Source organism: Synechococcus sp. CB0205 (assembly GCF_000179255.1).
Lineage (GTDB): Bacteria > Cyanobacteriota > Cyanobacteriia > PCC-6307 > Cyanobiaceae > Vulcanococcus.
This window is the reverse complement of record NZ_ADXM01000047.1, coordinates 1-11,814: the sequence shown is the minus strand read 5'-3', so window position 1 is coordinate 11,814 and position 11,814 is coordinate 1. Positions and strand designations below refer to the sequence as shown.

Here is an 11,814-nt window from a genome sequence, read left to right as displayed (position 1 = left end):
GCCTCCGCTCCCGTGACGGTGACCGCCAAGACGGTCGCCTCGACCCCTGCGAAGAGTGCGGCCAGCACAGCAGCGAAAGCTGCTCCCGCTGCCCGTCGCAGCAGCACCCGTGCTGCCGCCTCTCGCTCCTCTGCCTCCGGCTCGGGCTCCGGCGGCAACCGCTCCACCCCCTCCACTCGCACCTCCCCCATGGCTTCTTCCGTTCAAGGCATCGCTCTCGGCATGATCGAGACCCGCGGTCTGGTGCCCGCCATCGAGGCTGCTGATGCCATGACCAAGGCAGCCGAAGTGACCCTGATCGGTCGCGAGTTTGTCGGTGGTGGTTACGTCACCGTTCTGGTCCGCGGCGAAACCGGTGCTGTGAACGCCGCCGTTCGCGCCGGCGCCGATGCCTGCGAGCGCGTGGGTGATGGCCTGGTGGCCGCCCACATCATTGCCCGCCCCCACTCCGAGGTCGAGCCTGCTCTGGTGAGCAGCAACAACCGCCGGGCCTGATCACCATGGACGCCGTCCATCCGCGCGTCCTGGGTTTTCTTGGGCGTGCCCTCAGCCTTGAGCTGACCGCTGTTCAGCAGTACATGACCCAGGCCTCACTCGTGGGGCTCTGGGGTGATGCGGCATCGGCCGATCGGTTCCGTGAGGAAACCGTCGAAGAGATGCAGCACGCTGAACGCATCGTCCAACAGATGCTGTCGCTTGGCGCGGCACCGGCTGCTTCCCAACTGCAGCCGGTGACCCATGCCGCCGATCTTGTGGGTCTGCTTGAGCAGAACGCCGATCTCGAGCAGCAGCTCGTCAACCACTACGACGAGGCGGTCCGCTTCTGTCGCTTGGTCAACGACCAAAACAACGCGGCCTTCTTCCAATCCCTGTTGGAGGACGAGCAGCACCACATGCAGGACCTCGAGACCTGGCTCAACGAGCTCGGTGGGCGTCGTCCCCGCGGCTACGGGCGCTATGGCTCCCGCCGCCGCGGAGCACCGCAAGACCGCGCCACGTTCTGAGTCCATTCGGCGCTTGAGGATCTGCCCAACCGGGATCAGAAGCGCCTAGATTCCGCCGCCGAAGCTGCTTTCGGCGGCCCAATTCTTTAACCGTTTGAGCGCTGCTCTCCCCCTTCCCCTGCAACTGATCTGGCTGATCCCGGTGTACGGGTTCAGCGGGATGCTCCTGTCGTTGCCCTGGGCCACGGGGTGGATCAAACGCAATGGCCCGCGCCCGGCGGCCTACCTCAACCTTCTTGTCACGCTGCTGGCCGTCATCCACGGCAGCCTTGTGCTCCGTTCGGTCTACGAGATCGGCCCCCAGCACCTCGATCTGGCCTGGTTCCAAGCCGCTGACCTCGACCTGCGCATCGGCTTCGATCTGTCGCTGACGAACCTGGCGGCCCTGGAGCTCGTCACGACGATGAGCCTGATCTGCCAGGTCTATGCCCTGGGCTACCTGGATAAGGAATGGTCGCTGGCCCGCTTCTACGCCCTGGTGGGCTTCTTTGAAGGGGCCATGAGTGGGGTGGTGCTCAGCAGCAACCTGTTCATGAGCTATTTCCTCCTGGAGATGCTCACCCTCTCCACCTATCTGCTGGTGGGCTTTTGGTATGCCCAACCGCTCGTGGTCACGGCCGCTCGGGACGCCTTCCTCACCAAGCGCGTCGGTGATGTCCTGCTGTTGATGGGGGTTGTGGCGCTCTCGGCCTTTGCCGGCTCAATGGAGTTCACCGACCTCTACGACTGGGCCGGCGGCTTGAAAGACAGTGGCGCCCTCGGCCCCCTAGGCATCACCCTGCTTGGCCTGGGGTTGATCGCCGGTCCGATGGGCAAGTGCGCCCAGTTCCCAATGCACCTCTGGCTGGATGAAGCCATGGAGGGCCCGAACCCGGCCTCGATCCTCAGGAACTCCGTCGTGGTGACCTGCGGCGCGATCGTCCTGATGAAGCTGATGCCGATCGTCCAGCTCTCACCACTCGCAACAGACGTCTTGCTGGCGGTGGGGGCCATCAGCGCCATCGGCGGAGCCCTGGTGTCGTTGGCCCAGGTGGACCTCAAGCGCGCCTTCAGCTACTCGACCACCTCCTATTTGGGGCTGGTCTTCATCGCCATTGCGCTGCAGCGCCCTGGCATCGCACTGCTGTTGCTCTTTGCCCACGGTCTGGCAAGGGCCCTGCAGTTCATGGGGGTGGGCAGCATCATCGCCACCACCAACTGCCAGGACCTGACTGAACTTGGCGGCATTGGCACCCGCATGCCCGCGACCTCTCTGGCCTTCATCATCGGCAGCGCCGGTGTTGTGGGCCTGCTGCCCTTGGGCTCCTTCTGGTGCTACGGCCTGATGATCAACAGCCTCAAGGAGAGCGACCCAGGCTTTGCAGTGGTCTTCTTGATCACCAACCTGTTGACGGCCACCAACGCCACCCGGGTCTACCGATCCGTCTTCCTTGGCAAAGCACTGCCCAAAACCAAGCGCACCCCTGAGGTCAATTGGTTGATGGCCCTGCCCATCGTCAGCCTGAGCGTGATCGTGATGCTGCTGCCCGCAATGATGCAGCGCATTGATCCGGTTCCGGGGATCGCCTCCTTCAGCCTCAGCATCGGGCTTGCGGTCGCGGCCTCCGGTCTGATTGGTGTCTTCATTGGGGCTGTGATTCCCCTGGATCAGTTCTGGTCGCGCTCGACCACCCCTTGGGTTCGAACCCTTCAGGACCTCCTGGCCTACGACTTCTACACACCTGAGATCTACAAGCGCACGGTCGTGAGCCTGGTGGCCAACTTGGCCCAATTCACCCGCTGGTTCGACCTCAACGTGATCAAGGCCATGGCTGATGGTGTCGGCAATCTTTCGATGGCCACAGCCAACGGCCTGAAGCTCAGCGTCAGCGGAAAGACCCAGAGCTATGTGCTCACGGTGCTGCTGGCGATTGTCTTGCTGCTTGGTGTGCTGCAGCTGGGGCGGGGGGGTTAACCGATGTTGCTGAGTTCTCTGCTGTTGATCCCCTTCCTGGGGACCGCCGCCCTGCTGCTTTGGCCTGGGGAGCAACCCCTGGGGCGCCTGCGGCTGATCACGATTGGAATCCTGGTGATCCAGCTGATCGCCAGCCTGGTGATCACCATCCAGTTCGATCCCAGCGTGGCTGGGATGCAGCTCCAGGAGTTCCACCGCTGGCTGCCGGGCATTGGTCTGGATTACGCCCTCGGGATCGATGGCCTGTCCTTGCCCCTGGTGCTGATCAATGCCGCCCTGACCTTGGTCTCGGCGATCATCACCCGCGACATCGACCGAAGGCCGCGGATCTACTTCGCCATGCTGCTGTTGATCAGCGGTGCGGTGAATGGGGCCTTCATCGCCGACAACCTGCTGCTGTTCTTCCTCTTCTATGAGCTGGAACTGATTCCGCTCTGGCTCTTGATCTCCGTCTGGGGCGGAGCGAACAAGGCCTATGCCGCCACGAAATTCCTGATCTTCACAGCGATCTCAGGAATGCTGATCCTGGGCGCCTTCCTCGGCTTGGCGCTGCTGACTGGGACCGTGGATTTCAGCATCACCCCGGTCCTCTCCGATCGTCTGGCCATGGGCGGTCAGATCGTGCTCCTGGTTGCGATTTTGCTGGGCTTTGGGATCAAGATCCCGCTGGTGCCGCTGCACAACTGGCTGCCCGATGCCCACACCCAGGCGGCTACTCCGGTGTCGGTTCTCCTGGCTGGTGTGCTGTTGAAGCTCGGCACCTATGGGCTGCTGCGTTTTGGCCTGCAGCTCTTCCCAGAGGCCTGGGCTGAGCTGGCCCCTGGCCTCGCGATCTGGGCGGCCATCTCCGTGCTCTACGGCTCCCTGGCGGCCATTGCCCAGACCGACATGAAGCGGATGGTGGCCTTCAGCTCCGTCGGCCACATGGGCTACGTGCTCCTGGCTGCCGCGGCCAACACCCCCATCAGCCTGCTGGGGGCGGTGTTCCAGATGGTGGCCCACGGTCTGATCTCGGCCCTGCTCTTCCTGCTGGTGGGCATCGTCTACCGCAAGACCGGCACCCGCGACCTCAAGGTGCTCCATGGTCTGTTGAGCCCTGAAAAGGGTCTCCCCCTGACCGGGACGTTGATGATCCTGGCGGTGATGGCCAGCGCCGGCCTGCCGGGCATGGCCGGATTCATCTCGGAATTCCTGGTCTTCCGCGGCAGCATCAGCGCCTTCCCGGTCGCCACCCTGCTTTCGATGGTGGGCTCGGGACTGACGGCCGTCTACTTCCTGCTGCTGGTGAACCGCGCCTTCTTTGGCCGCCTCTCCATTACCCCCGACAGCGACGATCCCATTCGGGACGCCCGCTTGGATGTCCAACTCGCGCCGGTGGCTCCACGGGAGACCTATCCCGCCCTTGCCCTGGCCGCAGCGATCATTGGCCTGGGCCTCTTACCGTTTGGCCTCAGCTATCTGAGCGAAACCTCGCTCACCGCCTTGGCCCTGCAATCGATGGGAGTGAGCTGAGATGCCTGTCATTCCTGCTGAGCTGGTTCACAGCAACCCCGGCCTCGACGCCGAGCAGATCATCGCCAAACTCCTCGATGGTGAGACCCTGCTGAGCGACACCTCCGATCACCTCATTGAGGTGGTGGATGTGCTCGAGAGCTATGGCGAGGTGCTCGATGCCTACAGCAAAAACCTGATCTACCAAGGGGAACATCAGTTCCTCAACCCATTTCCGATCTTTAAGTACCTCGACGGGGACCTCAGCCCCGCCAAGATCTGGCGCCATCTCAACCACGACCGCATCAACTTCGAGTACGCCGAGTACTGCATGAAGGGCATGCTCTGGCATGCCACCGGCGGGATGGATGCCTACTTCGACAGTGAGGCCTTTATCGAGAACTGCAAGGCGATCATTGCCGCCAAGCGCCGGCGTGATCCGCTGCTGGCGATCCTGCATCCCCTGTTCCCAGACTTCCTCAGCGAACTGATTCGCAACGCCGCCACCACCCATGCCCTGGGGCAGTTCTGGCGGGTGATGAGCGATTTGTTCATCGACCTGGCCAAGGCGGAACGCTCCGGTGCTGTGCGCTCGATCCCGGATGTGGTCGACTTCATCAAGCAGGGGCTCGTGGCCGCCGCCGGCAACCCGATCGAATACGGCGTGATGATCGGCGGCCAACGGTTCTGGATCCTGCCGCCGGAAGCCAAGCTCACCTTCCTGGTGGATGTGGCCGTTCCCTACGTCGAGGCGGTCTTCCTGCGGGGGATGCCCTTCTTGGGAACCGTCAGCTACAACGCCCAGGCCCAGCAAATCTCACCGGACCAGGCCACCTTCACCTACGGCGCCCTCTACGCCGACCCGCTGCCCACGATGGGTGCGGGCGTGCCCCCCAGCCTGCTGATGCAGGACATGTACCGCCATCTTCCGGAGCGATTGCACCAGTGGTATCTGGTGCGCACCCGCGGAGAAGGGGACGTGCGCGAAAAGATCTGCCGCAGCTTCCAGAAGTCGATGTTCTGCGTGACCAACGCCGCCATCAGCGGCACCATGCCCCACGCCTTGGACACGACCAACCCGGAGGAACAGGAGGCCAATCGCGCCTATGCCGCCTCCTGGGCCGCTCGCCTGGTGATTGGCCGCACCGATTGCCTCGCGGCGTAGGGTCAACCCATGGATCAACTCTGGAATCCCCGGCCCAAGCCCGATCGCGTTGAGTGGCTGGAGCGCCGGATTGAATTCGAGGACTACGCCGGGAACCGGGCGTTTTTGGATCGCCTCAACGATTTCTGCGAGCAGGAAGGGCGCTACCCGGACATCAGTTTTGGGCGTACATACGTGAACATCACCCTCCGGCCCGAGGAGGAGGGGGCGAGCATCGGCGAGGCTGACCACGCGTTTGCCGCTGCCATCGATGGCCTCGTCTGAGCAGCCCGACAACACGCCCGTCGATCTTCAGGCCGCCTATGAGGGGGCCGAGGTCCAAGAGGTTCTCGATCAGCTGGACCAGGAGTTGATTGGACTCCAGCCGGTCAAGACCCGGATCCGTGAAATCGCCGCCCTGCTGGTCGTCGACAGGGCCCGCAAGCAGGTGGGACTCTCCACCACGGCCCCCAGCCTGCACATGTCCTTCACCGGTCGGCCAGGAACGGGAAAGACGACCGTGGCCGAGCGGATGTCCCAAATCCTGCACAAGCTCGGCTACGTGCGCAAAGGTCACGTGGTCACCGCCACCCGGGATGATCTGGTGGGGCAATACATCGGCCACACCGCTCCCAAGACCCGGGAGATGCTCAAGAAGGCGATGGGTGGGGTGCTGTTTATTGATGAGGCCTACTACCTCTATCGCCCTGAGAATGAGCGCGACTACGGAGCCGAGGCGATTGAGATCCTGCTCCAGGTCATGGAGAACAACCGTGATGACCTGGTGGTGATCTTTGCCGGTTACAAGGAGCGGATGGATGTTTTTTACCAAAGCAATCCTGGTCTCTCCTCTCGAGTCGCCAACCACATTGACTTTCCGGATTACAGCGCCAGCGAACTGCTTGCCATTGCGCGGCTGATCCTGGCGGAGGAGAACTACCGCTTCAGCGAGGAGGCCCTGGCGGCCTTCGAGGATTACATCGATCGGCGCATGCAACTGCCGTTCTTTGCCAATGCCCGCTCGATTCGCAATGCGATCGATCGCTCGCGGATGCGCCAAGCCAACCGCCTGTTCAATGTGATGAACAGCAGTCAGCTCACAAAGCTGGATCTGATGACGATTGAAGCGGAGGACATCACCGCCAGCCGCGTCTTCTCCGGGGAGGTCGAAGGCCTTGACCCCAGTGAACCGATCACCGGCTAATCCCTAGCGGGTCCGGCGGCGGGAGTCGATCTGGAGAAGGTCGCGGACCTGTTGAATCTGACGGCCCAACTGGGGGTCAGCCTCCAGCTTCTTCTCGGTTTGATCCACGGCGTACATCACGGTGGAGTGATCCTTGCCGCCAAAGGCATCGCCAATGCGGGGCAGGGACAAATTGGTGCCCTGGCGCATCAGGTACATGCCCACCTGCCGGGCCTGGCTCACGGCCCGCTTACGGCTGGCGCTCTTCATCTCATCGACGCCCACACCGAAGACCTCGGCCACCTTGTTCAAGACTTGATCCGGGGTGACCTCCACCTCAACACCGGCCGGTTCGAGCATCGGTGCCACCGATTCCACAGTCATCGGCAGACCGGTGATCGAAGCAAAGGCAACGGCTCGGGTCAGGGCACCCTCGAGCTCGCGAATGTTTGAGGTGAAGCGACCCGCGAGGTATTGGATCAGGTCCCGGGGCAGGCTGACCCGCTCGTGCTCCGCCTTCTTGTGCAGGATCGCCATCCGCGTTTCCAAATCAGGCGTTTGGATATCCGCGATCAGGCCCATCGAGAAGCGTGAGATCAAACGCTCCTGCAGGCGGGGAATCTGGCTTGGGGGACGATCGCTGGCAATCACGATCTGGCGCCCGGCCTCATGCAGGGCGTTGAAGGTGTGGAAGAACTCCTCCTGGGTGTACTCCTTGCCCTCGATGAACTGGATGTCATCCACCAGGATCAAATCGGCAGCCCGATAGCGATCCCGAAATTTCTGCATGCCGTCCTTGCGGATGGCCTGGATCAGATCGTTCGTGAAGGTCTCCGTGCTGACGTAGGCGACCCGGGCCTCCGGATCAATCTCCAGGCGGTAGTGGCCAATGGCCTGCATCAGGTGGGTTTTACCCAGACCCACCCCGCCGCAGATGAACAGCGGGTTGAACTCACGGCCGGGGGCCTCAGCGACGGCCAACGCCGCGGCATGGGCCATTCGACTGTTGGGCCCGACCACGAAGCGGTTGAAGACGTAGCGGGGATTCAGGCCCGGGGCCAACTTGCGCGGGGCCTCACCCGTGGCCGTGCGCTGCTGGGGGGCAGCGGAGCCTGGGGCCACCTCGACCCCGGCGGTCGTGGGGGGCTGACCGTTCAGGGTGATGCCCTGGGCGGACTCACCACCGGCCTCGACGCTGACCGCGATCGGGCGACCGGCGATCTCGCTGGCCACCGCGGCAATGGTGCTCAGGTAGTTCTTGCGCAGCCAGCCGCAAGCAAAGGTATTGGGGGCCAGCAGCTGCAGCTCGTTGCCCTGCAGGTCGACACACGTGGCCGGACGAATCCAGGTCTCAAACGTGGGTTTGGAGAGATTGCCTTGGAGTGCTTCTTGAACCTGACGCCACAGCGTTTCTCCCTGCTGCACCGTCACGTCATCCCCTGGGGTCCATGAATATAGGGGTGGTCTGAGGCGGGAGTGTCTCCGATGATGCGCCTGAACACCTGCCCCACATCTCTGCTCCGCATGACCCGTTTGATGCATGGCGTTCGCCCCCAGCTCGCCTTGGGTTGCTTGCTGCTGAGTGTGGGCCTGAGCGGCTGCGGGACCGGCGGTTTGCGGCTACCGCTCTGGAACGGCAGCAGGGGCGGAGACGGCGCTCAGGTCAGCGATGCGCCCGCCGCCGCCCCCCTGCCGGGGGGCAAAAGTTTTGTGGTCAACGCGGTCGACAAGGTCGGACCGGCAGTGGTGCGAATCGACACGGTGCGGCGGGTGGTCAACCCGATGGGCGGACTGTTTGGCAGTGGTCCCTCGGTGCAGCAACAGCAGGGGCAGGGCTCGGGCTTCATCACCCGATCCGACGGGGTGATCCTGACCAATGCCCACGTGGTCGAGGGCACCAATGAAGTGGGCGTCACCCTGCCGGATGGCCGCAATTTCAAGGGCAAGGTGCTGGGCTCTGACCCGGTCACCGATGTCGCTGTGGTGAAGGTGGCGGCAGCCAACCTGCCCGTGGCACCCCTGGGTAATTCCAAAGGCGTGCGGCCCGGCGAATGGGCGATCGCGATCGGCAACCCCCTGGGTCTCGATAACACCGTCACCTTGGGAATCATCAGCGCGGTGCAGCGCACCAATGCCCTCGGGGAGGGGCAACGGGTGCCCTACATCCAGACCGACGCGGCCGTGAACCCGGGCAACAGCGGCGGTCCCCTGATCAATGACCGCGGTCAGGTGATTGGGATTAACACCGCCATCCGACAGGCCCCTGGCGCGGGTCTGAGCTTTGCCATCCCGATCAACCTCGGGCGCCAAATTGCCGCACAAATTCTCGATCGCGGCCAGGCCTCCCACCCCTACATCGGTGTACGGCTCCAGGCCCTGACCCCCCAACTCGCCAGGGAGGTCAATGCCACCGATGCCGAGTGCCGGCTGCCGGAGACCAAAGGCGTCGTGGTGGTGGAGGTCATCCCCGGCAGTCCAGCCGCCAAGGGAGGCATGCGCGCCTGTGACCTGATTGAGCAGGTCGGCGGCAAGCCCGTGAAGAACCCCTCCGAAGTGCAGGTCGCGGTGGACCAGGGACGCGTCGGCCAGAACCTGGCGATCGTGATCCAGCGCAAGGAGCGGACGCTCACCCTCCAGATCAAGCCCGCTGAACTCCCCCGCGGGAAGTAGGCGCGGCCTTGGCTGCCCCTCTGACCCTGGTGGTCATGGCCCGCTGGCCGGCCCCCGGACGCTGCAAAACCAGGCTGGCCCGCCACACGGGTCGACTGGCGGCGGCCCAGATCCAACGCCAGCTGACGCAGCACAGCCTTGAGGTCAGCGGCCGCTGGAGCCAACGGCACCAGCACAAGCTGCTGATGGCCGTCGACGGTCTGGGGCCCCGCGGGTTGCGCCGCTGGCAGGGGCAGCTGCAGGCGCTCGCTCCAGGGGTTCAGCTCGGGCCACAGGGGGGAGGCAACTTGGGCTGCCGCATGCAGCGGCAGTTGCAGCGGGCCTTCCAGGCGGGGGCTGAGCGGGTGATCGTGATTGGAACGGATCTGCCCGCCCTGGAAACCAGTGATCTCGACGCCGCAGCCGAGGCACTCCTGAGGGCACCGCTGGTCCTTGGGCCCGCCCGAGATGGCGGCTACTGGTTGATTGGCCTGAACCGCTCCGGCTTCCGCCGCGCCGGATCCCGGCTGATGAGTGGCATCCCCTGGGGCAGCGATCAGGTGCTGCAGCGAAGCCTGGCTGCCGCCGCGGCGCGCCAGCTCCAGGCGGTCCTGCTCCGACAGCAGAACGACCTCGATGAACCGAGCGATCTGGAGGACTGGCTGCGCTGCCAGCTGCCGCCGGCATGAAGCGACCGTCCCTGGCGGTCGTCATTCCCGCGCGGCAGGAAGCGCAGCGCCTACCGCTGTTGCTCGCCGATCTGCAGCAGGCCCCACTCGGGCTAGAGACAGAGCTGATCGTGGTGGACTCCAGCGCCGATCCAGGGACCGCCGACGTGGCCCAGCTCGCCGGCGCCCAGGTGATCCGCTGCGCCGCCAACCGTGGACTGCAACTCCAGGTCGGCATTGCCGCTGCAACGTCTCCTTGGTTGTTGCTGTTGCATGCCGACTGCAGGCTTCCGGCCCGTTGGGGGGCGTCGGTGGAACACGCCATGGGGCAAGCACCAGCCGCTTGGTACTTCGACTTCCAGGTCGCCGCGGCCGGTCTGCCGCTGCGGCTGCTGGAGCTGGCCGTTCAGCTGCGCTGCATGATCCGGGCCCTGCCCTACGGCGACCAAGGGCTGCTGCTGCCGCGGGCCCTGCTGGAGCAGGCCGGGGGCATGCGGCCCCTGCCGCTGATGGAAGACCTAGATCTGGTCCAACGGCTTCAACCCCTAGCCCCCCTGCGCCGACTCGGCCAACCACTGGCGGTCGATGGCCGCCGCTGGAGACGCGATGGGGTGCTGCGCACGGCAGAACGCAACGCGGCCCTGCGCCGGGCCTGGCGCCGGGGCGCCACGGCCCAGGAGCTCGCCCAGCGCTACTACCGCAGCCCCTAGGGGGCGTACCAGAAGGCGCAGCGGCGATTTTGCGGTTCCAGCTCCCAACCCTGGGCGCCATAGAACTCGATCACGCCGGGATCGGCGAACAGGCTGATGCGCTCCACCTGCATCCGCTGCAGGCGCTCGATCACGTACTGCATCAGCTGTTTGCCCAGGCCCAGACCTTGGTAATGGGGGTGGACGGCCACATCCCAGACGGTGGCCTCGATCACCCCGTCACCGGTGCAGCGGGCAAAGCCCACCAGGCGCGGCAGGCGGGCGTCATGGCGCCAAAGGGCCACCACCAGGAGGCTGTTCTCCATGGCAATGCGCACCCGCCTCATCGGACGGCGGCTCCAACCCACCGCATCGGTGAGTTGCTCGAGCTCATAGAGATCAATTTCCCGCTCCTGGCTCAAGACCAGAGAAGTCGGGGCGTTTGGGGTCGCGCAGACGCGATGGTCCCGGCCGTAGAGCTCCTCCAGTTCAGTGGCGCTGGAACCAATCAGAACGGAGCTCCCTGCGGGGTTCGGTTGATCCTGACCTACCAGGTCACCCCCTTGATGCAGGCTGGGTCCGTTTCTTGCATTGGGATCCCTGGGCGCAGCACCTCTGCTGGTTGGCGTGCATGGTTGGCTGCTCTCCGGGCGGCTGTGGGATCCGCTGCGCACGGCCCTGGAGCCCAGGTGGGACTGCTGGACCCCTGATCTCCCGGGCTTTGGCCAACGCCCGAGGCCCCAAGGCCTGCGGACCAACTTGGTCAGCTATGGCCGCTGGCTGGCGGAGGCGGCCCAGGAGCAAGCCGCCGGCCGGCCGATCGTGCTGATCGGCCACTCCCTGGGGGGAAGCCTGGTGCTCCATGCCGCCCCCCATCTGGGGGAGCAACTGCGGGGCATCATCCAGGTCGCCTCCGGAGGCGGGGTCTATCAGCCGCGGCCCTTTCGGATGGTGCGCAACGGCGGAGCCACCTTTCTGCGCTGGCGGCCGAGTTGGCTCGCCCAGGTGGCTGGCACTGAGGCCATTCGCAGC

General features: G+C 64.7%; 13 protein-coding genes. 11 read left to right on the top strand and 2 right to left on the bottom strand.

From position 1 onward, the window contains the following. The 7 genes from CB0205_RS16695 to cbbX form a co-directional block, all read left to right on the top strand. Positions 1-495: BMC domain-containing protein (locus CB0205_RS16695; RefSeq protein ID WP_010316520.1), on the top strand; the 495-nt coding region annotated here is incomplete at its 5' end. 5 nt (positions 496-500) lie between these two features. After that, the gene (locus tag CB0205_RS0108540) at positions 501-1,004 is read left to right on the top strand and encodes a ferritin-like domain-containing protein (RefSeq protein WP_010316517.1); all 504 of its coding nucleotides are present in this window, start codon (positions 501-503) and stop codon (positions 1,002-1,004) included. A gap of 94 nt (positions 1,005-1,098) precedes the next feature. Then, on the top strand, positions 1,099-2,958 hold the full coding sequence (locus CB0205_RS0108535; RefSeq protein WP_010316515.1) for an NAD(P)H-quinone oxidoreductase subunit F: 1,860 nt from the start codon (positions 1,099-1,101) through the stop codon (positions 2,956-2,958). A 3-nt stretch (positions 2,959-2,961) separates the two neighbouring features. Next, complete coding sequence (locus CB0205_RS0108530; RefSeq protein WP_010316513.1) at positions 2,962-4,470, top strand: NADH-quinone oxidoreductase subunit M; 1,509 nt, start codon at positions 2,962-2,964, stop codon at positions 4,468-4,470. 1 nt (position 4,471) lies between these two features. Next, entirely contained in the window at positions 4,472-5,614 is a 1,143-nt protein-coding gene (locus tag CB0205_RS0108525; RefSeq protein WP_010316511.1) for a CO2 hydration protein, read from the top strand. 9 nt (positions 5,615-5,623) lie between these two features. Beyond that, positions 5,624-5,878, top strand: coding sequence for a 4a-hydroxytetrahydrobiopterin dehydratase (locus CB0205_RS0108520; RefSeq protein WP_010316509.1), 255 nt, complete (start codon positions 5,624-5,626; stop codon positions 5,876-5,878). Next, positions 5,865-6,797 (top strand): CbbX protein, encoded by a 933-nt coding sequence (gene cbbX, locus CB0205_RS0108515; protein ID WP_010316507.1) that lies wholly within the window; start codon positions 5,865-5,867, stop codon positions 6,795-6,797. The genes CB0205_RS0108520 and cbbX overlap by 14 nt, the downstream gene beginning before the upstream one ends. Before the next feature lie 3 nt (positions 6,798-6,800). Here cbbX and dnaA read toward each other — a convergent pair whose 3' ends face one another. After that, on the bottom strand, positions 6,801-8,207 hold the full coding sequence (gene dnaA / locus CB0205_RS0108510) for a chromosomal replication initiator protein DnaA (protein WP_010316505.1): 1,407 nt from the start codon (positions 8,205-8,207) through the stop codon (positions 6,801-6,803). A gap of 54 nt (positions 8,208-8,261) precedes the next feature. Here dnaA and CB0205_RS0108505 point away from each other — a divergent pair, with 54 nt between their 5' ends. The 3 genes from CB0205_RS0108505 to CB0205_RS0108495 are packed head-to-tail and all read left to right on the top strand — an operon-like array spanning position 8,262 to position 10,803. Then, positions 8,262-9,446: a trypsin-like peptidase domain-containing protein gene (locus CB0205_RS0108505; protein WP_010316502.1), complete on the top strand. Its 1,185-nt coding sequence runs from the start codon at positions 8,262-8,264 to the stop codon at positions 9,444-9,446. Between the two features lie 8 nt (positions 9,447-9,454). Continuing rightward, positions 9,455-10,114, top strand: a complete 660-nt coding sequence (locus tag CB0205_RS0108500) for a TIGR04282 family arsenosugar biosynthesis glycosyltransferase (RefSeq protein ID WP_010316500.1) — start codon at positions 9,455-9,457, stop codon at positions 10,112-10,114. Next, complete coding sequence (locus tag CB0205_RS0108495) at positions 10,111-10,803, top strand: TIGR04283 family arsenosugar biosynthesis glycosyltransferase (protein ID WP_010316499.1); 693 nt, start codon at positions 10,111-10,113, stop codon at positions 10,801-10,803. The genes CB0205_RS0108500 and CB0205_RS0108495 overlap by 4 nt, the downstream gene beginning before the upstream one ends. Here CB0205_RS0108495 and CB0205_RS0108490 read toward each other — a convergent pair. After that, entirely contained in the window at positions 10,800-11,270 is a 471-nt protein-coding gene (locus CB0205_RS0108490; protein ID WP_232197279.1) for a GNAT family N-acetyltransferase, read from the bottom strand. The genes CB0205_RS0108495 and CB0205_RS0108490 overlap by 4 nt on opposite strands. A gap of 103 nt (positions 11,271-11,373) precedes the next feature. Here CB0205_RS0108490 and CB0205_RS0108485 point away from each other — a divergent pair. Beyond that, positions 11,374-11,814: alpha/beta fold hydrolase (locus tag CB0205_RS0108485; protein WP_010316497.1), on the top strand; the 441-nt coding region annotated here is incomplete at its 3' end.

Excerpts from the sequence above, each read along its gene's own strand:
- CB0205_RS0108540 (WP_010316517.1), top strand. The coding sequence starts at position 501 with ATGGACGCCGTCCATCCGCGCGTCCTGGGTTTTCTTGGGCGTGCCCTC.
- CB0205_RS0108530 (WP_010316513.1), top strand. The coding sequence starts at position 2,962 with ATGTTGCTGAGTTCTCTGCTGTTGATCCCCTTCCTGGGGACCGCCGCC.
- CB0205_RS0108525 (WP_010316511.1), top strand. The coding sequence starts at position 4,472 with ATGCCTGTCATTCCTGCTGAGCTGGTTCACAGCAACCCCGGCCTCGAC.
- CB0205_RS0108520 (WP_010316509.1), top strand. The coding sequence starts at position 5,624 with ATGGATCAACTCTGGAATCCCCGGCCCAAGCCCGATCGCGTTGAGTGG.
- cbbX (WP_010316507.1), top strand. The coding sequence starts at position 5,865 with ATGGCCTCGTCTGAGCAGCCCGACAACACGCCCGTCGATCTTCAGGCC.
- CB0205_RS0108505 (WP_010316502.1), top strand. The coding sequence starts at position 8,262 with ATGATGCGCCTGAACACCTGCCCCACATCTCTGCTCCGCATGACCCGT.
- CB0205_RS0108495 (WP_010316499.1), top strand. The coding sequence starts at position 10,111 with ATGAAGCGACCGTCCCTGGCGGTCGTCATTCCCGCGCGGCAGGAAGCG.